Source organism: Arenimonas terrae (assembly GCF_006265115.1).
Lineage (GTDB): Bacteria > Pseudomonadota > Gammaproteobacteria > Xanthomonadales > Xanthomonadaceae > Arenimonas > Arenimonas terrae.
Window position 1 is genome coordinate 1462149 of the sequence record NZ_SMDR01000001.1, and the last position, 24193, is coordinate 1486341.

The window sequence follows — 24193 nt, forward strand, 5'->3', positions numbered from 1 at the left end:
CCAGGGACCACCGGGCGCAGGTTGTCGGATACGATGCGTTCAGGTCACGATCGGATCCGCCGCAAGCAATGAAAGCCGTCATCCTCGCCGGGGGCCTGGGCACCCGGATCAGCGAAGAAACCGTCGTGCGCCCGAAACCGATGGTCGAAATCGGCGGACGTCCGGTGCTCTGGCACATCCTGAAGTCGTACTCGCAGCACGGTATCGACGACTTCGTGATCTGCCTTGGCTACAAGGGCTACCTGATCAAGGAATACTTCGCGAACTACTTCCTGCACTCCTCCGACGTCACCTTCGACCTGAAGGAGAACAGGATGGAAGTCCACCACAAGCACGCCGAACCCTGGCGCGTCACGTTGGTGGATACCGGCGATTCCACCCAGACTGGCGGCCGCCTGCGGCGGGTCGCGGACTACCTGGACGGCGGCACGTTCTGCTTCACCTACGGCGACGGGCTGTCGAATATCGACATCTCGGGATCGATCGCCTTCCATCGCCAACGCGGCACGCTTGCGACGGTATGCGCCGTGCAGCCGCCCGGCCGCTTCGGAGCCCTCGACATGGAGGGCGGACGCATCACCCGTTTCGAGGAGAAGCCGCAAGGTGACGGCAGCTGGATAAACGGCGGCTTCTTCGTGCTCGAACCCGAGGTGCTCGACCTCATCGATGGCGACAACTGCGTCTGGGAGCGCGGGCCCATGGAGCAGCTCGCGCGCAGTGGCCAGCTGTCGGCCTTCGTGCACCAAGGCTTCTGGGCACCGATGGATACGCTGCGCGACAAGAACCGGCTCGAGGAGCTGTGGCAGTCCGGGAAGGCACCGTGGAAAAGCTGGAGCTGACGAGCCAGTTCGACGGCGCCTACGCCGGACTGGACGTGCTGGTGACGGGCCATACCGGCTTCAAGGGCTCGTGGCTTTGCGCCTGGCTGGACGCTCTGGGCGCCCGCGTCTGCGGATTGGCGCTGCCGCCCGAAACCCGGCCCTCGCACTGGGAGCTGCTGTCGCTGACGCGCGTGGAAAACCATGTCGTCGACCTGCGCGACGCCGACGCCGTGCGGGGCGTGTTCGCGCGGGTCCGGCCCCGGCTGGTCTTCCACCTTGCCGCGCAGCCGCTGGTGCGGCGCAGCTACCGCGAACCTGTGGCCACCTATGCCACCAACGTTTCGGGCCTGGTGAACCTGTTCGAGGCGGCGCGCGCCTGCGGCAGCGTGCAGGCCGTCGTCAACGCGACCACCGACAAGGTCTACCGACCACTGGACCCGCCCCGACCCTTCCGCGAGGACGATCCGCTCGGCGGGCATGACCCGTACAGCGCCTCGAAGGCCTGCGCCGAACTGGTGAGCGAGTCGTATCGCGAAAGTTTCCTCGCGGCGGCCGGCATCCGCCTCGCCACGGCGCGGGCCGGAAACGTGATCGGCGGGGGCGACTGGTCGGAGGACCGCCTGGTGCCCGACTTCGTGCGCGCGGCCACCGCCGGCGAACCGCTTCGGCTGCGGCGCCCCGATGCCGTGCGGCCCTGGCAGCACGTGCTGGAACCGCTGTCGGGCTACCTGCGGCTGGGCCAGGCGCTGCTGGCGGGCGAAACGGTGGAGGGCGCCTGGAACTTCGGTCCGTCGGATGACGCCACGATCAGCGTGCAGGCGTTGGCAGGCGCGTTCCGCGACCGCTGGCCCGGCACAACCCTGGCGTCCGACCCGGGCCCGCATCCGCACGAAGCCGCACAGCTTCGCCTCGATTGCGGCAAGGCCCAGCGCCACCTCGGGTGGCGCCCGGTATGGAGCGCCGCCAACACGGTGGCGCGCACCGTGGCCTGGTACCGCGCACAGGCCGAGACCGGCCGACTGCTGACGGCCGACGACGTCGCGCGCTATTCGGCCGATGCCCGCGCCGCGGGCCTGGGGTGGGCGCGATGAAGCTGCAGTCGCTGCCCCTGCCGGGACTGCTGCGGATCGACACCGAGCCGGTGGCGGACGCGCGCGGCCAGTTCGTGCGCATCTACTGCGACAGCGCGTTCGACGGCCGCCATTTCCCACAGGTGAACCTGTCGACGACGCGACGCCGCGGCGCACTCCGGGGCATGCATTTCCAGGCGCCGCCGGCCGCCGAGGGCAAGCTGATCCGATGCCTGCGCGGCCGCGTGTTCGACGTCGCCGTCGACCTGCGGGCCGGCTCGCCGACCTTCCTGCACTGGCACGGCATCGAACTTGACGGCGAGGCGCAGACCCAGGTGTACATCCCCGAGGGCTTCGCGCACGGCTTCCAGTCGTTGACCGACGACGTGCAGCTGCTGTATTTCCACACCGCGGCCTGGAGCCCGGCGCACGAAGGCCGGCTGCGCCACGACGACCCGCGGCTCGCGATCCGCTGGCCACTGCCGGTCCGCGACGTCTCGGCGAAGGACGCAAACGCAGCCCTGCTGCCTCAGGACTACCGGGGAATCCAGGCATGAACTGCCGTTTCTGCGCCGCACCGCTGAAGGATGTGTTCCTCGACCTGGGCAGTGCGCCGCCATCGAATGCCTACCTCGACGCCGCTGCGCTGCGCGCGCCGGAGGCGTGGTTCCCGCTCAAGCTGCACACCTGCACGGCCTGCCGGCTGGTGCAGGTGGACGAGGTGCAGGACCACGCCTCGATCTTCTCTGCCGACTACGCCTACTTCTCGTCGTATTCCCGGTCGTGGCTGGCGCACGCGCAGGCCTATGTCGGGCTTGCCGTCGCCCGGCTTGGGCTGACGCCAGCGTCCTGGGTGGTGGAGATCGCGTCCAACGACGGCTACCTGCTGCAGTACGTCCAGACCGCCGGCATTCCCTGCCTGGGCGTCGAGCCGACCCGCGGCACCGCCGAAGCCGCGCGTGCCCGCGGCATCGAAACCGTGCAGGCGTTCTTCGGCCTGGCCATGGCCCGGGACCTGGTGGCCGGCCGCGGGCAGGCCGACCTGGTGGTGGCCAACAACGTGCTGGCCCACGTGCCCGACCTCAACGATTTCGTCGCCGGCCTGGCGGTCGTGTTGGCACCGGGAGGCACGGTGACCCTCGAGTTCCCGCATCTGATGCAGCTGGTCGCGCAGCGGCAGTTCGACACGGTGTACCACGAACATTTTTCCTACTTCTCACTGCAGACCGCGGTCCGGGTGCTCGCGGCGCATGGCCTGGAGGTCTGGGACGTCGAAGAGCTTCCGACCCACGGCGGTTCCCTGCGGCTCTGGGCATCGCACGCCGGCCGCAGGGACCGCGGCGCGTCGGTCGACGCGCTGCTCTCGCGCGAATTGGCCGCCGGCATGGGGCAGGACGATTTCTACCGGGGATTCCAAGCCGCCGCCGACGCGGTCAAGCACGACCTGCTTGCCTTCCTGCTCGAGCAGCGGCGCGCGGGCCGCCGGGTCGCCGGCTACGGAGCGGCCGCCAAGGGCAACACGCTCCTGAATTACGCCGGAGTCCGCCCCGACCTGCTGCCCTATGTGGCGGATGCTTCTCCGCACAAGCAGGGCCGCTACCTGCCCGGTTCGCGCATCCCCGTGGTCGACGAGGGCCAACTGCGCGCCGATCGACCAGACATCGTCCTGGTGCTGCCCTGGAACCTGCGCGCGGAGATCTCGACGCAACTGGACTATATCCGCGAATGGGGAGGCCGCTTCGCCGCGGCCGTGCCCCGCATGGAGCTGTGGTGAACGCGACGACGCCAGGACGGATCTTCTATACCAAACCCTCGATCACCGAGCTCGAGGTCCGCTACGCCGCCGACGCGGCCGCCAACGGCTGGGGCGAGCACTGCTACGACTATATCCTCCGTTTCGAACAGCAGTTCCGCGAACACCTTGGCAGCCGCCACGCCATCGCCGCATCCAGCGGCACCGGCGCGATCGAACTGGGACTTGCCGGGCTGGGCATCGGTCCGGGCGACGAAGTGATCCTGGGCGACATCAACTGGATCGCCTCCGCGGCGCCGATCGTCCACCTCGGCGCGTCGCCAGTGCTGGTGGACGTGCGGCCAGACACCTGGTGCCTGGATCCGGCCGCGGTGGAGGCGGCGATCACACCGCGGACCCGCGCCATCCTGGCGGTGCACCTATACGGCAACCTCTGCGACATGGACGCGCTGTCGGCGATCGCGCAACGGCACGGCCTGGCCCTGGTCGAGGACGCCGCCGAGGCGATCGGCTCGGTCTGGCATGGCCGCCGCGCCGGCTCGATGGGAGCCTTCGGGGCGTTCTCATTCCACGGCACCAAGACTGTCACCACCGGCGAAGGCGGCGTGTTCGTCACCGACGACGACGCGCTCTACGAACGCGTGCTCACCCTGTCCAACCACGGCCGCGCACGCGGCGAAGCCCGGCAGTTCTGGCCGGAACGGATCGGCTTCAAGTTCAAGATGTCCAACCTGCAGGCGGCCATCGGCTGCGCGCAGCTGGAGCGGATCGACACGCTGGTCGCCGGAAAGCGCCGCGTTTTCGAGTACTACCGCAACGCATTGGCCGGGCTGCCGCTGGCGCTGAACCCGGAGCCGGCCGGCACCCGCAACGGCTACTGGATGCCCACCCTCGTCGCCGATCCCGGCAGCGGGTTCGATCGCCAGCGCCTGCTCGGCCGCTTCGCCGAGGAGAACATCGACGGCCGGGTCTTCTTCTGGCCGCTGTCCTCCCTGCCCATGTTTGCCGGGCAACCACGCCACGCCATCAGCGATTCGCTGTCCGGCCGTGCGCTGAACCTGCCCAGCTACCACGATCTGTCGAGCGCGGACATGGACCGGGTGGTGCGCCTGGTGCGCGAGGCTTTCGGCGATGGCTGACCGTGCGCGGCTGCGCGTCATGGTCGCCGGCATCGGCGGCGCTTCGCTGGGCACCGAATTGCTCAAGTGCCTGCAGCTGGCCGACCGCTACGAGGTCTATGGCTGCGACATTTCCAGCACCGCCTATGGACTCTACGACAAGGGTTTCCGCCGCACCTTCCTGGTGCGCCGGGAGGACTACGTCGACGGCGTCGTGCAGGCCTGCCGCGACGCCGGCGCGCGCTGGCTGCTGCCGGGCGGGGAGCAGCCGATGGTGCTGCTCGGGGCCGCACGCGACCGGCTGGTGGCCGAGGGCATCGGCCTGGTCGGAAACGATTCCGCGCTGGTGTCCCGGTTCGCCGACAAGTCGGCGGCGTTCGAGCGGCTGCGGGCGCTGGGCATCGCCATTCCGCGGACGATGCGCGCCGGCACCGGCCACGGTTTCGAAGAAAGCGTCGGCCTGCCTTGCATCATCAAACCGGCCACCGGAACCGGTGGAAGCGCCCAGGTGTTCTTCGCCACCAGCGAGGCCGAGGCGGCCGCCTATGCCGACCACATCGCCCGCGCCGGCGGTACCCCGGTGGCGCAGGAATACATCCGGCCCGACGTAGGCGAGTTCACGGTCGGCGTCCTGTCCACGCCCGATGGCGAAGTCGCCGGATCGGTGGCGCTGCGGCGCAGTCTGGACGCCAAGCTCTCGGTGATGTCGCGCGATCGCGGCGGCGTCGTCTCCAGCGGCTACTCGCAGGGCTACATCGCCGACTTCCCGGATATCCGCCGGCAGGCGGAAGCGATCGCCCGGGCGATCGACAGCCGCGGTCCGATCAACGTCCAGGGCCGCGTGCGCGATGGCCAGCTTCTGCCCTTCGAGATCAATCCCCGCCTGTCCGCGTCGTGCTACTTGCGGGCGATGGCCGGCTTCAACGAACCCGACCTGCTGCTGCAGTACCTGGCGTTCGGCACGCCGATCGCGCCGGGGCCGCTGCGCGCCGGCTGGTACCTCCGCAGCCTGGCCGAGCGGTTCGTGCCCGACGGGGAGCTGCGGACGTGATCCGCTGGATTTCGCCGCGTCTCGGGACCGCTCCGTTCGAGGAAGGCGTCGGCAACGCCGGCGTCGTGCTCGTGGACGTCCGCAACCTGGTCGACCGCGCCGGGAACGATGCCGCGACCATCCGCGGACACGTGGACGCCGCGCTGTCCGCGCTGCGCCGCGGCGACCGGGTCCTGGTCTGCTGCGACCACGGCATTTCCCGCAGCAACGCGGTGGCCACGGCCGTGCTCGCCGCCGAACAGGGCACGAGTTTCGATGCCGCGCTGATCACCGTGCTGGCCACCACGCCTTCGCCCGAAATCCGGGTCGAGGTGCTCGCCGAAGTCCGCGCCGCCTGCGGCGAGCCGCCCGCGGCGCCCGATGCGCCCCCGAACCGGATCCTGCTGACCGGCGGCCACGGGCGGCTGGGCCGGCTGCTGCGGCGGACGCGCCCGTCAGGCATCGAGCTCTGGGCGCCGACGCGGGACGAACTGGACCTGCTGGACGGACCGGCACCGATCGACGCCTTCCTGCGCCGGCATGGGATCGGACGCGTGGCGCATTTCGCGCAGCCGCACGCCACCAACCTCGGCCGGTCGCTCGGCGACGCGCTGGCGATGTTGCGCAACGTGCTCGACGCCACCGCGACACGATCCGGCACACTGTTCTTTCCCTCGACCTGGCTGGTGTTCGCCGGCCACGAGGCGCATGAACTGCACGCCACGGAGGCGACGCCGGTCCGCCCAGCCACCTGCCTGGGTGACACCAAAGCCTTGTGCGAACAGCTGATCGCGCACTTCGTCCAGCGCCATGGCCTGGCCGGCACCGTGCTGCGCAGCGGGCCGGTCCTGGGCCCGGGCATCGCGCCGGCCTTCGTCCGCAACCTGCGCCAGCAGGCGGCGGCGGGGACCGCCATGGACACCCACCGCTACGACAACGGACGGCCGGCGCTCGACTTCGTGCCGGCCGACGACTACGCTGCGGCGGTCTGGGGGCTGATACAAGCCGGCCGTACCGGAACCTTCCATGTCGGCGGAGGCGCCCTGACCAGCACGCGGCGCATGGCCGAACTCATCGGCGCCGCGCTCGGTTCAGCCAGCCCGCTGTCCGAGACGCGCGTGAACGGCGCCACCTGCAACGTGCAGCTTGACCCGAGCAGACTGGAACAGGCCATCGGCTGGCGGCCGACGACGGCCGTGCACGAGGCGCTCCTGCGCTTCGCGCAAGATCCCTCGCCGCCGGCCGACACCCAGACGCTACAGGAACCGAAGGCATGAACGAAGAGAAGCAGCGCCAGGAGAGTTTCCCTTGGACCCGCTCGGGTTACCACAGCGAGTACAACCATTTCCTGGCTCACTACAAGGTCCAGTCCTGCCTCGAGCACCGCCGCGGCACCCGGCTGCTGGACGTCGCCTGCGGCGACGGGCTGATGACGGCCGAGTTCGCCCGGCACTTCCCGCGCGTGGTCGGCGTGGACGCGTCCGGGCGCCACCTCGCCGAGGCCCGCGCCCGGGTTCCCGGGGCCGAGTTCCACGAGTGCCTGATCGAGGATTTCGCCACCGACGAACGCTTCGATTCGGTCTTCATGCTCGACCTGCTCGAACACGTGATCGATCCAGTGGCGGTGCTGCGCAAGGTCGCAGGTTTCCTCGCCGAGGACGGCATCCTGATCGTGCACGTGCCCAACGCGCTGGCGGTCAACCGGCGCCTCGCCGTGCTGATGGGCACACTGGAGAGCTGCGAGGAATTGTCGCCCTTCGACATCAACGTCGCCGGTCATCGGCGTTCCTACTCGATGCAGACCCTGTCCCGCGACCTGGAGGCCGCCGGCCTCCGGATCGAGGCCACCGGCGGCATCTTCTACAAGATGCTCTCGACGCCCCAGATGGACTGGTTCCTCAAGAACGGCCTGTGGCAGGAGGGCGGATTCGGGTGGGGCCGGGTCGGCGCCGAACCGCGCGACTGGAAGGCCGAGTTCTGCCGCGCGTCCTACGAGCTCGGGAAGGAGCGCCCGGAGGACTGCAATATCATCTACGCCTGCGTCACCCGGCGCTGAGCATGCCGCCGCCGCGAACCGCCGAACCAGGAGCTAGCCGCCGATGAACCCCAGTGCCGAATTCGAACGCTCGGTCGCCGACGACATCCAGCGGATGGGCCGCGACCCGACGCTGTGGCCGCTGACCCTGTCCTGGGTCGAGGCCACCAGCCCGCACCGCTACACCTACCACTTCAGCTTCCTGGGCCGGCCGCTGATCCAGTTCCCGCAGGACATGGTGGCCATCCAGGAACTGATCTGGCGGACGCGGCCGGACCTGATCATCGAGACCGGCATCGCCCACGGCGGCTCGCTGGTCATGAGTGCGGCCATGCTCGCGATGCTCGACTACTGCGACGCGGTGGCCGCGGGGACCACGCTGGACCCGACGGCATCGCGCCGCCGGGTGCTGGGCGTGGACATCGATATCCGTCCCCACAACCGGGAGGCCATCGAGTCGCATCCCCTGTCGCACATGATCGACATGGTCCAGGGCTCGGCGATCGATGCGGAGGTGGTGGCCCGGGTCGCGCGGGCCGCCGCCGGCTACCAGCGGGTGATGGTGCTGCTCGACTCCAACCACACCCATGAACACGTGCTCGCCGAGCTGCAGGCCTACGCCCCGCTGGTCACGCCCGGCGGCTACTGCGTGGTGTTCGATACCCTCATCGAGGACATGCCCGCGGACATGTTCGCCGACCGGCCCTGGGGCAAGGGCGACAACCCGAAGACCGCCGTCGCCGCATTCCTCGAGGGCAACGCCGATTTCGAGGTGGACCAGGCGCTGGAATCGAAGCTGCTGATCACCGTCGCTCCCGGCGGCTACCTCCGACGCCGCGGCTGATGGCGCAGGGGCCGAACATGGGGACCGACCGCGACTGGGAGGCCTGGGGCCGCGACGACCCCTACTACGGCGTGCTGAGCAGCGAGCAATTCCGGACCCGGGCGCTATCGGACGAGGCCCGGAACGCGTTTTTCGACTCCGGCGCGCGGCACGTGCAGCGGGTGCTGACGGTCATCCGCGAATCCTTCGCACCAGATTTCGCGCCCCGCCAGAGCCTGGACTTTGGCTGCGGCGTCGGGCGCCTGCTGATTCCCCTCGCGCGTGCAAGCGACCGCGCCACCGGCATCGACGTGTCGCCATCGATGCTGGCCGAAGCGGCGCGCAACTGCGCCGCGCAGGGCATCGGGAACGTCACACTGGCGCCGTCGCACGATCGCCTCGACGGGGTCGCCGCGGGATTCGATCTGGTCCATTCCTACATCGTGCTCCAGCACATCCCGCCGGCGCGCGGCCACGGCCTGATCGCGGCGCTGGCGCAACGGGTTGCGCCCGACGGCTTCCTGGTGCTGCAGTTCCCGCACGCACGCACCACCTCCTGGCTCGTCAATGCACTCACCTGGCTGCGCTACCACTTCTGGCCGGCGAACGCAGTCCGGAACCTGGTGCGCGGCCGGCCCCTGCGCGAGCCGCCCATGCAGCTGCATGCCTACGACCTAGGCCAGGTCCTGCGCACCCTGCAGGACATCGGGTTCGGCACCCCGCGCCTGCTGCCGGACGCGGCGGCCGGCAGCGACTTCGAGTCCACGCTCCTGGTCGCGCGGCGGAACATCGAAGCGGGCTGAGGGGCGAACCCGATGGCACGCCTGCGCGACAGCATCCTGGCCAACTACGGCGGCCAGGCCTGGATCGCCCTGATGGGGCTGGCTTTCGTGCCGGTCTACGTCGGCAGGCTCGGCGCGGAAAGCTTCGGGCTGGTCGGATTCATGCTGGGCCTGCAGTCGCTCTCGCTGCTGCTCGACTTCGGCACGGGCGTATTCCTAAGCCGCGAGATCGCCCGGCGCCACCATGACCCTGCGCGCCAGGGCAGCATCCGGCAGCTCGTGCGCAGCTTCGAATGGCTGGTCTGGCCCGTCGCACTCTGCATCGGACTGGCGATCTGCCTGTCGGCTCCGGCGATCGCCACCGGCTGGCTCAACGCGGAAACCCTTGGGCGGCCAACCCTGGTGGACGCCGTGGTGCTGATCGGCCTGGCGGTCGCGCTGCTTTGGCCGTCGAGCTTCTACGCCGCCGCGATGACCGGACTGGAACAGCAGCCAAGGTCGAACGCGCTCGCCGCCGCGTTCTCCACCCTGCGCTACGCCGGCGTGCTGCCGGTGCTGTACTTCACCGACACCGGCATCCTCGGCTTCCTGGCGTGGTTCGTGCTGGTGGCGGCATTGCAGACCGCCGGCTTCGCCGTCGCGGCCTGGCGGCGGCTGCCGGCCGCGCCGGAGCCTGCGCGATTCCGGTTCTCCGAACTCTTCGACGCCCATCGGTTCGCGCTCGGCGTGTTCGCCGCCACGGCGTTGTCGCTGCTGCTGACCCAGGTCGACCGGTTCACTCTGTCGGCACTGCGCCCGCTCCAGGAATTGGGGCTGTACACGGTCGCGCTGACAGTGACGGCCGGGCTGGGTCGCCTGCTGCAGCCGATGTTCAGCGCGATCTACCCGCGGATGAGCCGCCTTGTCGCCCAGGGCGACGTGGCGACGCTGTCCGGCCTCTACCATCTCTCTAGCCAATGCGTGGCGGTGGTGGCGGCGGCGGTTGGCGGAGTCATCGTCGCCTATCCAGAAGACCTGCTGCGGATGTGGACCGGCGATGCCGCACTCTCGGCACGGATCGCGCTGCCGCTGGCCATGCTGACGGCCGGCAGCGTGCTCAACGGCCTGATGATCGTTCCCTACGCCCTGCAGCTCGCGCACGGCAGCGCCCGGCTCGCGATCATCGCCAACGCGCTGGCGCTGGCGCTGGGCATTCCCTACTGCCTGCACGCGGTCGACGGCTACGGCCTGGCCGGCGCCGCGAGCCTGTGGCTGTTCGCGAACCTCGCTTACTGCGCGCTCTTCGTGCCGGCCATGCACCGGCGGATGCTGCCGGGCGAAGCGGCGCGCTGGTACCTGCGGGACCTGTTGCCCGCGCTGCTGGCGGCGGGCGTGCTCGTGGCGGCGGCCAAGGCCCTGCGGCCGACGCTCGAACAAACCGCAGCCGACCTGGCTTGGCTGTTCGCTACCGCGCTGCTGGCGGTTTGCGCCGCCGGCCTCGCCGCGCCGGACGTACGTGCCCTGGTGCGGACTCAGGCGCAGCGGCTGCGCGCGCGGTCCGCGGAATGACGGCTCAGGGCTGGCGGATCAGGCCCGCGTAGCGCGCGCGCATCGCCGAGCGTGACGCGAGGATGCTCGCTTCGGCACGTCGATAGGCGCCGGCGACCAGCGCCTGCGCTCCCGGAATCCGCGCGCATGACCAGGCCAGCAGGCGCAGCAGTCGGGCGCGCGAGTGCTGGCCGTAATGGCCGGACAACGCCTGCGCGGCGTCGCGCGCGTAATCAAGGCGACCCCGCGCGATGGCGTTGGCGCCGCGGCGGAACAGCACGCCGCGCGCGTCGGCGTCCAGCGCCTCGGCTAGCCGCTCACGATCGGGAGGGGCCAGCGCCGGCATGGTTCGCACCTTGGCGATCATGCGCTGCCAGCCCGGCCAGAAGCCCGACAGGGGCTGAGTGGCACTGTAGGAGTTGGTGTTGAGCGTGAAAACCGCCGACGGATGCTTCTCGACCAGGTAGGGGCCGTGGACGGCCAGCATCAGCAGGTACTCGAGGTCGGACGGGCCGAGGGTCTCGTGGTCGGGCAATCCGAACCGCTGGATCACGTCGCGCCGGAATACCACGCCGGTCCACACTGGCGCCATTCCCCCCGTCATCGCCAGTGCGCCCTCAGGCGGAGAGAACCGCCCCTCGCGCGGCCAGCGCTCCAACCGCGCATCCCAGATCACTCCGTCCTCGTCGACGTTGAGGGTGGTTCCGGCCCAGAACAGCGCGTCCGGCTGCTGTTCCAGGGCGGATACCGCGCGGCGGTGGAAGTCGGGCAGCAGGTAGTCGTCGTCGGATAGCAGGGAAAAATACGGCGTGCCGATGCTGTTCATGGCGAAATCGAAGTTCGCCGCCGCACCGAGGTTGCGCTCGTGGCAGTGGTAGCGGACTTGCGGATGGGAGCGCGCGATCTCCTGAACCAGCTCGGCGGTGCCGTCACCCGAACAGTTGTCGAAGACGCAGATGAGCACGTCCACGCCCTGCTGGTCGAGCGCACTCTGGATCGCCCGCCTCAGGAGGCGGGGACGACGGTAGGTCGGAATGGCGACGGTGACCGCCGGCCGGCGGGGATCGCTCATGTCCGGCCCCTCCCCGACAGCACGGCGCGGTAGAGCTGCACGTAGGCCGCGGCGCTGTCCCGGCGCGCGCGTGCGGATTCCAGCGCGGCGTCACCCAGCCGGCGCCGGAGTCCGACGTCACTGGCCAGCCGCAGTATGTGGGCGGTCAGACCGTCGAGATCGTCCACCGGCGAGAGCAGGCCGGTAACGCCGTTGTCGACCACGTCCACCAGCCCCCCGGCGGCAAAGGCGACCACCGGCTTCGCGCACGCCATCGCTTCGAGCGCCGTGTAGCCAAAGCCCTCGTATCGGGACAGCGACAGCAGCGCGTCGCAGGCCCGGTACTCGGCGATCAGCTGCGGCTCGTCCAGGCGCCCCAGCCACTCGATCGCTGCCGATCCCGCCAGGCGGGTGCGGTCGCCGCGCAGGCCGCCGACGCAGCGCAGCTGGACCGTGTCGCCGAGCCTCGCGGCGAGGACCGGCAGCAGGTCGGCGCCCTTCCGGCGGCTGGGATTGCCGACCCAGAGCAGACGCAGCGGCCCGCCCGGCACCGGCTCTGGATCCGGTGCTGGGCAGTAGCGGCCGGTATCGACCCAGTTGCCGATGGTCTGCACGTCCTGGCGACCGAACAGCTCGCGCACGGTGCCTGCGACGTAGCTGGAAACCGCCGTGACGGCCGCGGCCTCATGGATCGCCCGGGCGTCGCGGGGGAGCAGGTGCCAGCGGTGGTAAAGCGCCTGCGCCGGTGACCGGTAGGCCGAGAATGCCGGGTCGTGCACCAGATGATGCACGGTGGTGACGACGGGAATGCCGCGTCCCAGGAACGGCGCCACGGTCCAGCCGTTGCCGTGGATCAGGTCGGTGCCACGGGGAGGGCGCCGCATGGCCATCAGCCGGGGCGCCAGCTCCATGCCGGCGGGAAACCAGCCGATCTCGGCGTCCACCCCACGCGCGCGCAGTTCGTCGGCCAGCCGCAGGGTGAACACGTCGGTCCCGGTTCCCACCCGCAGCGCCGGCAGCCAGACCTTCATCGGCGCGCCATGGCCCGCCGGAGGACGGCGCCGTAGGCATCGGCACGCGCGCTCCAGTCGAAACGGGCGAGCGCCTGAGCGCGGCCCGCGTCGCGATCTGGCCGACGCCCGCCGTCAAGCGCAGCGAGCACGGCGGCGACGAGTTCGTCGCGACGATGCGCCGGCACCACCACGCCCACGGCCTCGGAGGTGACCACATCACGGACGGCCGGCACATCGCCGGCGACCACCGGGCAGCCACAGCCCGCCGCTTCCACCAGCACCAGGCCGAGGCCCTCCTGGTCACCGCCGGCCGCTTCGACGAACGGCGCCACGAACACCGATGCGCTCCGGTACAGGTCCGGAAGCCGGTCCTGCGACACGGCCCCGAGGAAGTCCACCGCCTGGGCCACGCCCAGCGCCTGCACTTGGCGCCGGAGGGCCGGCTCCTCGGGTCCGAAACCGGCGATCGCCAGGCGCGCATCGGCACGGCGAGCAAGAAGGGTCGGCAGCGCGTCGACCAGATGGCGCAGGCCCTTCTTCTCCACCAGCCGGCCGACAAAAAGCATCCGGCCGGGTTCGGGGCGCACGGCCGGATCGGGACGGAACCGGCCGGCCAGGTCCACGCCCATCGGCTGGACTTCGACCGCGGCGTTTTCCGCGTCCAGGCGCCGGACCGGGTCGAGCATCGCCGCACTGACCACGGTCACGGCAGCGGCGCGTCGGACGACGAAGCGCTTCAGCCGCTGCCAGGCGGGGCCTCGCAGGGCGAACAGGTCGGCGCCGTGCGAGGTCACCACGAAGGGGGCCATCCTGCGGTCGAGCCGTCCGACCAAGGCGGCCACCAAGCCCTGCGGCACCAGCCAGTGTGCGTGGACCACGTCGGGCCGGAAGCGTGCGACCAGCCGCCAGGTGCTCCAGGCCTGCGCCAGGAAGAACAACGGCAACAGCAGTGCCTTCCAGGGCTGCCGGCGCAGGTTGGTGACGATGCCGCCCTCGTTGACCAAGGTTTCCAGCGACTCGGGCGCATAGCGGTAACGCCGCACCCGGACCCCGTCCATTTCCTCGTGCGTCCGAGCACCCCGCGCGTGCGGGCACAGCACGATGGTTTCGAACTCGACGGCCAGCCGGCGCGAAAGTTCGTGCACGAAGCCGGGTTCGGCGTCCCCCGGCCAGCGCGGGTAGGTCGAAGCGAGCACCAGCAGTCGGGGACGCGTGGCTGCGGCCATGGGATCAGCGCCGGACCGCCCGCACGAAGTAGGCCCCGGGAAGGAAGTCCGGCGCCGGCAGCAGGCGTGCGAACAGCCAGCCCGCAAGGTTCACGACCGGCACCAGCGCCAGCAGCGGGGACAGCAAAAGGCAGCGCACCGGGCGCCGCCCGGCCGCGACGAGGAACCCGCGGCTCAGCGCCAGGCACAGGTTGAGGGCCGCCGCCTCGATGCCGCCGCCCTGCTCTTCGATCTCGGCCGGCATCAGGCCAGCGGCTTCGATGCGCCGCTGCAGTCCGGGACGCGCGAAGCGCTGGAAGTCGTGCGGCAGGTCGTGCAGCGGATAGGCGAACGGAATGGTCAGCAGCAACTGCCCCCCCTCGTTCAGCACCCGCCCCGCTTCCGCCAGGGCGGCTTCCGGCTCGGCCACGTGTTCGAGCACGTCGAGCATCAGCACGCAGTCGAAACTGCCGTCGGAGAACGGCAGCCGGGCGGCGTCGGCGAAGACATCCGGCCGGGTCCGGTACAGCGCGATCGCGGTCCCCGGGTAGTCCAGCCCGACATAGTGGCTGAGCCCGGGCAGCCCGGCGCCGGCAGCGCGATCGGCGCAGCCCACGTCCAGGGCGCGGCCGGCGGCCCGGGCCGAAAGCCAGTGCGCGCGCTGCCGCCGCAGCCGATGCGCCAGCCACTGCGGATGCAGCGGAGTGGCCAGCAGCGGTTGCAGGAAATCGCGCAGCCCTCTCCCGGGTCGCATCGCGGGCCTACTCACGCCGATAGGTGAGCGACGTGATCTGTTCCGAGACCAGCCCCACCAGGAAGATGATGACCGCGGCACTGAACAGCAGTGCACTCATGTTGGTGAATCGCCCCTGGGTCAGGAAGGTATAGCTGTAGTAGCCCAGGCCGGTCAGGAAGAACAGCATGCCGACCGGCGCGAACAGTTTGAGCGGCGAGTACAGCGTGGCGATCTTGAAGATGATCAGCAGGAACCGCACCCCGTCCTTGATCGGACGGATATGGCTGGCGGTCCCGATTCGCTTGTCCACCCGCACCGGCACGTAGTCCACCGGATAGGCGCTGCGGAAGAAGGCCATCGTGCTGGTGGTGGGGTAGCTGAAGCCGTTGGGCAGCAAGTGGAGGAATTCGAGGAAACGTTCCCGCCGCACCACGCGGAAACCCGAGGTCAGGTCCAGCACCCGGTGCCCCGTCATCCAGGTCGCGAGCCGGTTGTACAGCCCGTTGGCGAGACCACGGCCGAGGCTGGCTTGGCCGCCGCCATCCCGGGCGCCCACGACCATGTCGTAGCCGGCGTCCAGGCGCGCCAGGAGTTGGGGGATCAGCGCCGGGTCGTGCTGGCCGTCGGCGTCCATGAACACGATTACCTCGCCGCCCGCCGCCCGGGCCCCCCGCTTGATGGCAGCCCCATTGCCCATGGAGTATGGTGAGGACAGCACCCGGACCCCGTGGCTGGCGGCAACGGCCCTCGTGTCGTCGGTGGACCCGTCGTCCACCACGATCACTTCCGCCCCGGGCAGGGCGGCCTGCAGGGCCGGCAGTGTCCGTCGAAGCCCCTCGGCCTCGTTTTTCGCTGGCAACACCACACTGACCTTCATGGCCACCCCTATGCTGTCCGTCCGAAGCTTACCGTATTCCAACCCCCACCCGACTGTAAGAAAGCCTCGCAAGAGGCTGGCCAGCGGCCAATTTTCGGGTACAGTTGCCGCAACCGCGCGGCTCTGGGGAGCAGAGTGAACGCCAACGCGACCGCCAATCTGGTGGGGATCACCGGCATCGCCCGGCGCCTGGTGCTGGACGGCGCCCTGGGTGAGGCCGACGCCCGCAAGGCCCTCGACGAGGCCAGCAAGCAGAAGCGGCCGGTCCACCTCTACCTGCTCGAGAAGAAGCTGGTCACGGCGGCCCAGATCGCCGGCGCCAATGCCGTCGAGTTCGGCATGCCCCTGTTCGATGCGTCCGCCCTGGACCTCAACCAGGCGGCGACCAAGCTGGTCAGCGAGGAGCTGATCACCAAGCACCAGGCCCTGCCGCTGTTCAAGCGCGGCAACCGCCTGTTCGTCGGCATCGCCGACCCGACCAACACCCGGGCCCTGGACGAGATCAAGTTCGCGGCCAACCTGACGGTCGAGCCCATCCTCGTGGACGAGGAGAAGCTGCGCCGGACCATCGAACTGGCCCTGACCGCCAGCGACAGCATGGATTCGGGCATGGGCGACGACGAGGGGCTCGAGAACCTCGAGTCCACCGGCGGCGACGACGACGGCCCCGACAACCTGGCCGACACCAAGGGCGGCGACGACACCCCGGTGGTGCGCTTCGTCAACAAGGTGCTGCTGGACGCCATCAAGCGCGGCGCCTCGGACATCCACTTCGAGCCCTATGAAACCGAGTTCCGCGTCCGCCTGCGCATGGACGGCATCCTGCGCGGCGTGGCCAAGGCGCCGGTCAAGCTGCACCCGCGCATCACCGCGCGCCTGAAGGTCATGGCGCAGCTGGACATCGCCGAACGGCGACTGCCGCAGGACGGCCGCATCAAGCTCAACATCTCCAAGACCAAGCAGATGGACTTCCGCGTGTCCACCTGCCCCACGCTGTTCGGCGAGAAGGTCGTGCTGCGACTGCTCGACGGCAGCGCGGCCAAGCTCGGCATCGACAAGCTCGGCTACGAGGACGACCAGAAGCAGCTCTACCTGGACGCCCTGTCCAAGCCCTACGGCATGATCCTGGTCACCGGCCCCACCGGCTCGGGCAAGACGGTCTCGCTGTACACCGGCCTGAACATCCTCAACACCGAGGAGCGCAACATCTCCACCGCCGAGGACCCGGTCGAAATCCGCGTCCCGGGCATCAACCAGGTGCAGATGAACGTCAAGAAGGGCATGACCTTCGCCGCCGCCCTGCGCAGCTTCCTGCGCCAGGACCCGGACGTGATCATGGTCGGCGAAATCCGCGACCTGGAAACCGCCGAGATCGCGGTCAAGGCGGCCCAGACAGGCCACCTGGTGCTGTCCACCCTGCACACCAACGACGCGCCGCAGACCGTGTCGCGCCTTATGAACATGGGCATCGCGCCCTACAACATCACCTCGTCGGTCACGATCATCATCGCCCAGCGCCTGGCCCGGCGCCTGCACGACTGCAAGAAGCCGGTCGTGCTGCCGGAGAACGCCCTGCTCGCGGAGGGCTACACGCCCGAGGAGGTCAAGGCGGGCATCACCATCTACGAACCTGTCGGCTGCGAGGACTGCAACGACGGCTACAAGGGTCGCGTCGGCATCTACCAGGTGATGCCGATGGCCGAGAACATCCAGAAGATCATCCTGGAGGGCGGCAATGCCCTGCAGATCGCCGAAGCGGCCCAGCAGGCCGGCGTCCGCGACCTGCGCCAATCCGCCCTCTTCAAGGCCCGGCAGGGTGTGACCAGCCTGGCCGAAATCAACCGCGTGACCAAGGACTAAGCCATGGCGACGACTGCTGCCAAGACCCCCGCAACCCGCAGCAATGCCCTAGAGGTCTTCACCTGGGAGGGCACCGACAAGCGCGGCGTCAAGATGAAGGGCGAAACCTCCTCCAAGAACGCCAACCTGCTGCGGGCGGAGCTGCGCAAGCAGGGCATCAACCCGACGGTGGTCCGGACCAAGTCCAAGCCGCTGTTCGGCGCCGCCGGCAAGTCCATCAGCGCCGCGGACATCTCGGTCTTCAGCCGCCAGATCGCCACCATGCTCCAGTCCGGCGTGCCGATGGTGCAGAGCTTCGAGATCCTGGCGTCCGGCCAGAAGAACCCGCGCATGCGCGACATGCTGGTCGACATCCGCGACAACATCGCCGGCGGCAGCTCGCTCAGCGAGGCGATGGCCCGGCACCCGGTGCAGTTCGACGCGCTGTACCGCAACCTGACCCGGGCCGGCGAAGGCGCCGGTGTGCTCGATACCGTGCTCGACACCGTCGCGACCTACAAGGAACGCACCGAGGCGCTCAAGGGCAAGATCAAGAAGGCGCTGTTCTACCCGGCCGCGGTGATCGCGGTGGCGATCCTGGTCAGCGCCATCCTGCTCATCTACGTGGTGCCGCAGTTCGAGACGGTGTTCAAGGGCTTCGGCGCCGACCTGCCGGCCTTCACCCAGATGATCGTCGACGCGTCCCGCTTCCTCACGGCCTGGTGGTGGCTGGTCCTGCTGGTCGTGGCCGGTTCGGTCGCGGGCTTCATGTTCGCCTACAAGCGTTCGCAGGCCCTGGAACGCAACGTCGACAAGCTGATGCTGAAGCTGCCGGTGATCGGCCAGATCCTGCACCAGTCGGCGATCGCCCGCTTCGCGCGGACCCTTGCACTGACGTTCAAGGCCGGCGTGCCGCTGGTGGAAGCGCTGGAAACCGTGGGCGGCGCCACCGGCAGCATCGTTTACAACGAGGCGGTCAACCGCATCCGGGACGACGTCTCGGTGGGCTACCAGCTCAACGTCGCGATGAAGCAGGTCAACCTGTTCCCGCACATGGTGGTGCAGATGACCGCGATCGGCGAAGAGGCCGGCGCCCTCGATACGATGCTGCTCAAGGTCGCCGAGTTCTACGAGCAGGAAGTGAACAACTCCGTGGACGCGCTGGCCAGCCTGATCGAGCCTTTCATCATGGTCGTCATCGGCATCCTCGTCGGCGGCATGGTGATCGGCATGTACCTGCCCATCTTCAAGCTGGCCGCCACGGTCGGCTGATCGGGAAATGTTCGACGCCTTGCTCGGGTCGCCGCCTATGGCGGCGACCGTCGCGTTCGTGTTCGGCCTGCTCATCGGCAGCTTCCTCAACGTCGTCATCCTGCGCCTGCCGCCCCGCCTGGAATGGGAATGGCGGCGGGACAGCCGCGAGCTGCTGGAGCTGCCCGAACACTACGAGCCGGCGCCGCCCGACATCGTCGTCGAACGATCGGCCTGCCCCAAGTGCGGACACCGCCTGGCGCCCTGGGAGAACATCCCGGTCCTGAGTTTCCTGATGCTTCGCGGCCGCTGCCGCGGCTGCGGCACGCCGATTTCATGGCAGTACCCGGTGGTGGAACTGGTGACCGGGCTGCTGTTCGCCGTCTGCGTCTGGCGCTTCGGCGCCGGTCCCGAAGCGCTGGCGGCCATCGTGTTCACGGCCCTGCTGGTGGCCCTGGCCGGCATCGACCTGCGCACCACCCTGCTGCCCGACCAGCTCACGTATCCGCTGCTCTGGATCGGTCTGGGGCTGTCGACCATCACCCTGTTCGTGTCGCCCACCCAGGCGATCTACGGCGCCCTGGCCGGCTACCTGAGCCTGTGGAGCGTCTACTGGGTGTTCAAGAAGCTGACGGGCAAGGAGGGCATGGGCCACGGCGATTTCAAGCTGCTGGCCGCGCTCGGGGCCTGGTGCGGCCTGTCGGGCATCCTGCCGATCGTGCTGATGTCGTCCTTCATCGGCGCCATCGTCGGCTCGCTGTGGATCGGCCTGCGCGGCCAGGACCGGGCGACGCCGATCCCTTTCGGCCCCTACCTGGCGGCCGCCGGCTGGGTCCAGCTCATGTGGGGGCCGCAGCTGGTGCAGGCCTACCGTGATTTCTCCGGCCTGAACTGAGCCGATGGCCCGCGTCATCGTCGCGGTCACCGGCGGGGTGGCATCCGGCAAGTCCGCTGCCACGGCCGCCTTTGCCAGTCGCGGCATCGCGGTGGCGGACGCCGACATCGCCGCCCGCAGCGTGGTGGCACCGGGCGAACCCGCGCTCGCTGAAATCGTCGCCAGCTTCGGCGCCGGCGCCCTGGACGCCGATGGCCAGCTGGACCGGCCCGCGATGCGCGCCCGCGTTTTCGGCGATCCCTCCGCGCGCAAGGCGCTCGAGGCCATCCTGCATCCCCGGATCCGCGAATGGCTGCAGGCGGCCTGCCGCGACGCGGCCGGCCCCTATGTCGTCGTCGCCATCCCCCTGCTGGCCGAGGGCGGCGGTCGCGCCGCCTATCCGTGGCTGGACCGGATACTGGTGGTGGACGTGCCCGAGAGGGTGCAGCGGCAGCGGCTGATGCGGCGGGACGGCGTGGACGCCGCGCTGGCGGAACGCATGATCGCCGCCCAGGCCACGCGGCCCCAGCGCCTGGCCCTGGCCGACGATGTGATCGTCAATGACGGCCCACTGTCGGCGCTGGAAGCGGCCGTGGCGCGGCTCGACGGACGCTACCGCGGCTTCGCCGCGGCAGCTCCGGTTCCGGCCTAACGCGGCCAGAGGCCGCGGATGCCGGCGACGCCCTGCCCGCCGTGCCGGCGCGCCTTGGCCAGGTCGGCGGTCTTCATGCCGCCCAGCGCGTAGATCGGCAGCGATACGCCTTCCCGCAGGGCCGAAAAACCTTCCCAGCCCAGGGGCGTGGCCTCGGGGTGGCTTTCTGTGGCGCGCACCGGGCCCAGCACGACGAAGTCCAGCTCCAGCCGTTCGGCCTGCGCCAGCTCCTCGGCGTTGTGGCAGGAGGCCGCGACCGTCTGCCCGACCGGCAGCGGACGGCGGTCGAGCGACATCAGCTGAGAAGATCGCAGGTGCAGGCCCAGCCCCAGGTCGGCCGCGAGACCCGGCTCGCCGTTCACCAGCAGGTCGGCGCCACGGGTGCGGCATCGCTGGCCGGCGTCACGGGCCAGTTCGGCCAGCGCCGGGGCTGACAGGCCGCGGGCGCGCAGCTGGACCCGCCGCACGCCGGCCGCCAGCGCGCGGTCGAGCCGGGCCAGGAAGGGCGCGCGCTCCGGGGCGTCGGCACTGATGAGGTAGCGTCCCGGCGTCGTCAGCGCGGCGACCACCGGCCGGTCCGCCGGCGGCATCGGGTAGCTGGAGAGCTTCTCGAGCGGCGACCAGGCCAGGGCCTGGCGCTCGCGGCCGCGCGGCGTGCCCTCGAAGGCGGTGACGGTGTAGACGTCCAGCACGATGCGCTTGGCCGGATAGGCCTGCGGCACCGAGATCAGGGGTTCGGCGGCCAGCACCCGGATGCCGAGCTCTTCGTGCAGCTCCCGATCGAGGGCCTGCAGCGCCGTCTCACCGGGTTCGACCTTGCCGCCGGGAAACTCCCAGGCGCCGGCGAGATCGCGCCCCGCGGTGCGCCGGGCCAACAGGATGCGGCCGCGCGCGTCGCGCAGCACGGCCGCGACGACGTGGACGGGCGGAGGTCGGTCGGCCGGCATCCCTTCAGCGGGCCCCGCTCAGTCCAGACGCCCGTGGCACTGCTTGTACTTCTTGCCGCTGCCGCAGGGGCAGGGATCGTTGCGGCCGACCTTGGGGCCCTCGCGGGTCACCGGCGTCGCGGTGAATGCGCCCTGTCCCTCGGCGGCGGCCAGCGCCTGAGCCTGTTCGGCCTCCTCGTCGGCGCCGTAGCCGCCGGTTTCGGGATGCTGGAACTGCATGTCGCGCGACTTGGCCTGCAGCTTCTGGCGTTCGGCGGCCTCCATCGCGGCGACCTCCTCCTCGCTGCGGATGCGCACGCGCGCCAGCAGCGACACCACTTCCGACTTCACCTTGGCCAGCATCTCGCCGAACAGCTCGAAGCTCTCGCGCTTGTACTCCTGCTTGGGCTGCTTCTGGGCGTAGCCGCGCAGGTGGATGCCCTGGCGCAGGTAGTCCATGCGCGCCAGGTGCTCCTTCCAGTTCTGGTCGAGCACATTGAGCATCAGGTGCTTTTCCAGGTGGCGCATCATTTCCGGGCCCAGCTGGGCCTGCTTGTCGGCGAACACCCGCTCGACCGCCTGCTGGCCCAGGGCCAGGATGCCGTCGGCGTCGATCGCCTCCTCGGCCTTGGCCGGGGTCTGCAGGTCCACCGCCGCGCCGAACTCGTCGGCCAGCGCGCGCTCCAGGCCCGGCAGGTCCCACTGTTCGTCGATGGAATCGGCCGGCACGTAGCGGCGCACGGTCTCGGTGACCACGTCCTCGCGGATCGCCTGCACGGCGTCCTCGACCGAATCGGACTCGAGCAGTTCGTTGCGCTGCTGGTAGATCACCTTGCGCTGGTCGTTGGCGACGTCGTCGAAGTCCAGCAGGTTCTTGCGGATGTCGAAGTTGTGCGCCTCGACCTTGCGCTGGGCGTTCTGGATCTGCTTGGTGACGAGGCCCGACTCGATGACGTCGTCCTCCTTCATGCCCATGCCGCGCATCGCCTTCTGCACCCAGTCGGCGGCGAAGATGCGCATCAGGTTGTCTTCCAGCGACAGGTAGAAGCGGGACGAGCCCGGGTCGCCCTGGCGGCCGGCGCGGCCGCGCAGCTGGTTGTCGATGCGGCGGCTCTCGTGGCGCTCGGTGCCGATGATGTGCAGCCCGCCCAGGGCCAGCACTTCGTCGTGGCGCTTCTGCCATTCGTTCTTCAGGCGGGTCTTCTCGGACGGCGCAGCGTCGGGCGGCAGCTTGTGCAGCTCGGCCTCGAGCGAACCGCCCAGCACGATGTCGGTACCGCGGCCGGCCATGTTGGTGGCGATGGTGACGGCCTTGGGCATGCCGGCATTGGCGACGATCTGCGCCTCGCGCTCGTGCTGCTTGGCGTTGAGCACCTCGTGCGGGATGCCGGCCTGCTTGAGCTGGGCCGACAGCAGTTCCGAGGTCTCGATGGACGTCGTGCCGACCAGGACCGGCTGGCCGCGGCCGTAGCAGTCCTTGATGTCCTCGATGACGGCGTTGTACTTGGCCGGGCGCGCCAGGTAGACCAGGTCCGGATGGTCCTTGCGCACCATCGGCCGGTGGGTCGGGATCACCGCCACCTCCAGGCCATAGATGGTCTGGAATTCGTAGGCTTCGGTGTCGGCCGTGCCGGTCATGCCGGCCAGCTTGCCGTACATGCGGAAGTAGTTCTGGAAGGTGATCGAGGCCAGGGTCTGGTTCTCGCGCTGGATCGGCACGCCTTCCTTGGCCTCGACCGCCTGGTGCAGGCCGTCGGACCAGCGGCGGCCCGGCAGGGTGCGGCCGGTGAATTCGTCGACGATCACCACTTCGCCGTCGCGCACGATGTAGTCGACGTCGCGCTGGAACAGCGCATGCGCGCGCAGCGCGGCATTGAGGTGGTGCACCACCGCCAGGTTGTTGCCCGAATACAGGCTGTCGTCGGCGGCCAGGATGCCGGCGGCGCGCAGCAGCTCCTCGGCGTGCTCCATGCCCTGCTCGGACAGGTGCGCCTGCTTGCCCTTCTCGTCGACCCAATAGTCGCCTTCGCCGTCTTCCTTTTCCTGCTTGGTCAGCTTCGGGACGATGCGGTTGACCTTGAGGTAGAGCTCGGGCGATTCGTCGGCGGGGCCGGAGATGATCAGCGGCGTGCGCGCCTCGTCGATCAGGATCGAGTCGACCTCGTCGACGATGGCGAAGAACAGGCCGCGCTGGAACCGGTCGTCCTTGGACAGCGCCATGTTGTCGCGCAGGTAATCGAAGCCGTATTCGTTGTTGGTGCCGTAGGTGATGTCGGAGCCGTAGGCGCCCTTCTTGTCCGAATGCGGCATGCCCGGGTAGACCACGCCGACGCTCAGGCCCAGGAAGTTGTAGAGCTTGCCCATCCAGGCCGAGTCGCGCTTGGCCAGGTAGTCGTTCACGGTGACCACGTGCACGCCCTTGCCGGCGAGCGCGTTGAGGTAGACCGGCAAGGTGGCGACCAGGGTCTTGCCCTCGCCGGTGCGCATCTCGGCGATGCGGCCGGAGTGCAGCACCATGCCGCCGATCAGCTGCACGTCGTAGTGGCGCAGGCCGAGCGCGCGGCGCGAGGCCTCGCGGCAGACGGCGAAGGCTTCGGGCAGCAGGGAGTCGAGCGTGGCGCCCTCGGCGATGCGGCGGCGGAATTCGTCGGTCTTGGCGCGCAGCGCGCCGTCATCGAGCTGTACCAGCTCAGGCTCCAACGCATTGATGCGGGCGACGTTCTTCTGGAACTGGCGCAGCAGGCGCTCGTTGCGGCTGCCGAAGATGCGGGTGAGCAAGCTGTTGAGCATTGGAAAAGCCGGTAGGAGAA

General features: G+C 69.7%; 22 protein-coding genes. 15 read left to right on the forward strand and 7 right to left on the reverse strand.

Annotation, left to right across the window (positions count from 1 at the left end):
• Window positions 1-68: 68 nt before the first annotated feature.
• Genes rfbF through E1B00_RS07020 form a run of 11 tightly spaced genes read left to right on the forward strand, consistent with a single transcriptional unit; the run spans window position 69 to window position 10980 of the window.
• Complete coding sequence (gene rfbF / locus E1B00_RS06970) at window positions 69-839, forward strand: glucose-1-phosphate cytidylyltransferase (RefSeq protein WP_139446978.1); 771 nt, start codon at window positions 69-71, stop codon at window positions 837-839.
• Window positions 821-1912: a CDP-glucose 4,6-dehydratase gene (gene rfbG / locus E1B00_RS06975; protein ID WP_139446980.1), complete on the forward strand. Its 1092-nt coding sequence runs from the start codon at window positions 821-823 to the stop codon at window positions 1910-1912. Before rfbF ends, rfbG begins: the two co-directional genes overlap by 19 nt.
• On the forward strand, window positions 1909-2448 hold the full coding sequence (locus E1B00_RS06980) for a dTDP-4-dehydrorhamnose 3,5-epimerase family protein (RefSeq protein ID WP_139446982.1): 540 nt from the start codon (window positions 1909-1911) through the stop codon (window positions 2446-2448). Before rfbG ends, E1B00_RS06980 begins: the two co-directional genes overlap by 4 nt.
• Window positions 2445-3665 carry a class I SAM-dependent methyltransferase gene (locus E1B00_RS06985; RefSeq protein WP_139446984.1) on the forward strand — a complete coding sequence of 407 codons (1221 nt, stop codon included), beginning with the start codon at window positions 2445-2447 and terminating at the stop codon, window positions 3663-3665. Before E1B00_RS06980 ends, E1B00_RS06985 begins: the two co-directional genes overlap by 4 nt.
• Window positions 3662-4783: a DegT/DnrJ/EryC1/StrS family aminotransferase gene (locus E1B00_RS06990; protein ID WP_220396235.1), complete on the forward strand. Its 1122-nt coding sequence runs from the start codon at window positions 3662-3664 to the stop codon at window positions 4781-4783. Before E1B00_RS06985 ends, E1B00_RS06990 begins: the two co-directional genes overlap by 4 nt.
• Entirely contained in the window at window positions 4776-5813 is a 1038-nt protein-coding gene (locus E1B00_RS06995; RefSeq protein ID WP_139446988.1) for an ATP-grasp domain-containing protein, read from the forward strand. The genes E1B00_RS06990 and E1B00_RS06995 overlap by 8 nt, the downstream gene beginning before the upstream one ends.
• On the forward strand, window positions 5810-7069 hold the full coding sequence (locus E1B00_RS07000; protein WP_176693142.1) for an NAD-dependent epimerase/dehydratase family protein: 1260 nt from the start codon (window positions 5810-5812) through the stop codon (window positions 7067-7069). The genes E1B00_RS06995 and E1B00_RS07000 overlap by 4 nt, the downstream gene beginning before the upstream one ends.
• Window positions 7066-7848 (forward strand): class I SAM-dependent methyltransferase, encoded by a 783-nt coding sequence (locus tag E1B00_RS07005; protein ID WP_139446992.1) that lies wholly within the window; start codon window positions 7066-7068, stop codon window positions 7846-7848. The genes E1B00_RS07000 and E1B00_RS07005 overlap by 4 nt, the downstream gene beginning before the upstream one ends.
• 43 nt (window positions 7849-7891) lie before the next feature.
• The gene (locus tag E1B00_RS07010; protein ID WP_139446994.1) at window positions 7892-8671 is read left to right on the forward strand and encodes a cephalosporin hydroxylase family protein; all 780 of its coding nucleotides are present in this window, start codon (window positions 7892-7894) and stop codon (window positions 8669-8671) included.
• 17 nt (window positions 8672-8688) lie between these two features.
• A complete protein-coding gene (locus E1B00_RS07015; RefSeq protein WP_176693143.1) occupies window positions 8689-9453 on the forward strand; it encodes a class I SAM-dependent methyltransferase in 765 nt (254 codons plus the stop codon).
• A 12-nt stretch (window positions 9454-9465) separates the two neighbouring features.
• Window positions 9466-10980 carry a lipopolysaccharide biosynthesis protein gene (locus E1B00_RS07020; RefSeq protein ID WP_139446998.1) on the forward strand — a complete coding sequence of 505 codons (1515 nt, stop codon included), beginning with the start codon at window positions 9466-9468 and terminating at the stop codon, window positions 10978-10980.
• A 4-nt stretch (window positions 10981-10984) separates the two neighbouring features.
• Here the strand turns inward: E1B00_RS07020 and E1B00_RS07025 are convergent, their stop codons facing one another.
• Genes E1B00_RS07025 through E1B00_RS07045 form a run of 5 tightly spaced genes read right to left on the reverse strand, consistent with a single transcriptional unit; the run spans window position 10985 to window position 15841 of the window.
• Complete coding sequence (locus E1B00_RS07025; RefSeq protein WP_139447000.1) at window positions 10985-12031, reverse strand: glycosyltransferase family 2 protein; 1047 nt, start codon at window positions 12029-12031, stop codon at window positions 10985-10987.
• Window positions 12028-13014, reverse strand: a complete 987-nt coding sequence (locus E1B00_RS07030; protein ID WP_176693144.1) for a glycosyltransferase family 4 protein — start codon at window positions 13012-13014, stop codon at window positions 12028-12030. Before E1B00_RS07030 ends, E1B00_RS07025 begins: the two co-directional genes overlap by 4 nt.
• A gap of 23 nt (window positions 13015-13037) precedes the next feature.
• Window positions 13038-14249 (reverse strand): glycosyltransferase, encoded by a 1212-nt coding sequence (locus E1B00_RS07035; protein WP_139447004.1) that lies wholly within the window; start codon window positions 14247-14249, stop codon window positions 13038-13040.
• 4 nt (window positions 14250-14253) lie between these two features.
• The gene (locus E1B00_RS07040) at window positions 14254-14982 is read right to left on the reverse strand and encodes a class I SAM-dependent methyltransferase (RefSeq protein WP_139447006.1); all 729 of its coding nucleotides are present in this window, start codon (window positions 14980-14982) and stop codon (window positions 14254-14256) included.
• Window positions 14983-14989: 7 nt separating this feature from the next.
• Window positions 14990-15841 carry a glycosyltransferase family 2 protein gene (locus E1B00_RS07045; RefSeq protein WP_139447008.1) on the reverse strand — a complete coding sequence of 284 codons (852 nt, stop codon included), beginning with the start codon at window positions 15839-15841 and terminating at the stop codon, window positions 14990-14992.
• 135 nt (window positions 15842-15976) lie between these two features.
• Here E1B00_RS07045 and pilB point away from each other — a divergent pair, with 135 nt between their 5' ends.
• From pilB to coaE, 4 genes are read left to right on the forward strand one after another with little or no spacing between them, the layout of a single operon-like run.
• Window positions 15977-17701: a type IV-A pilus assembly ATPase PilB gene (gene pilB, locus E1B00_RS07050; protein ID WP_139447010.1), complete on the forward strand. Its 1725-nt coding sequence runs from the start codon at window positions 15977-15979 to the stop codon at window positions 17699-17701.
• A 3-nt stretch (window positions 17702-17704) separates the two neighbouring features.
• Window positions 17705-18952 (forward strand): type II secretion system F family protein, encoded by a 1248-nt coding sequence (locus tag E1B00_RS07055; protein ID WP_139447012.1) that lies wholly within the window; start codon window positions 17705-17707, stop codon window positions 18950-18952.
• A gap of 7 nt (window positions 18953-18959) precedes the next feature.
• Window positions 18960-19826: a prepilin peptidase gene (locus tag E1B00_RS07060; RefSeq protein WP_425456454.1), complete on the forward strand. Its 867-nt coding sequence runs from the start codon at window positions 18960-18962 to the stop codon at window positions 19824-19826.
• A 4-nt stretch (window positions 19827-19830) separates the two neighbouring features.
• Window positions 19831-20457 carry a dephospho-CoA kinase gene (coaE, locus tag E1B00_RS07065; RefSeq protein ID WP_139447016.1) on the forward strand — a complete coding sequence of 209 codons (627 nt, stop codon included), beginning with the start codon at window positions 19831-19833 and terminating at the stop codon, window positions 20455-20457.
• Here the strand turns inward: coaE and E1B00_RS07070 are convergent.
• Complete coding sequence (locus E1B00_RS07070; RefSeq protein WP_139447018.1) at window positions 20454-21404, reverse strand: Nudix family hydrolase; 951 nt, start codon at window positions 21402-21404, stop codon at window positions 20454-20456. The two genes, coaE and E1B00_RS07070, sit on opposite strands and share 4 nt — an antisense overlap.
• Window positions 21405-21422: 18 nt before the next feature.
• Window positions 21423-24173 carry a preprotein translocase subunit SecA gene (gene secA / locus E1B00_RS07075; protein ID WP_139447020.1) on the reverse strand — a complete coding sequence of 917 codons (2751 nt, stop codon included), beginning with the start codon at window positions 24171-24173 and terminating at the stop codon, window positions 21423-21425.
• Window positions 24174-24193: the final 20 nt, after the last annotated feature.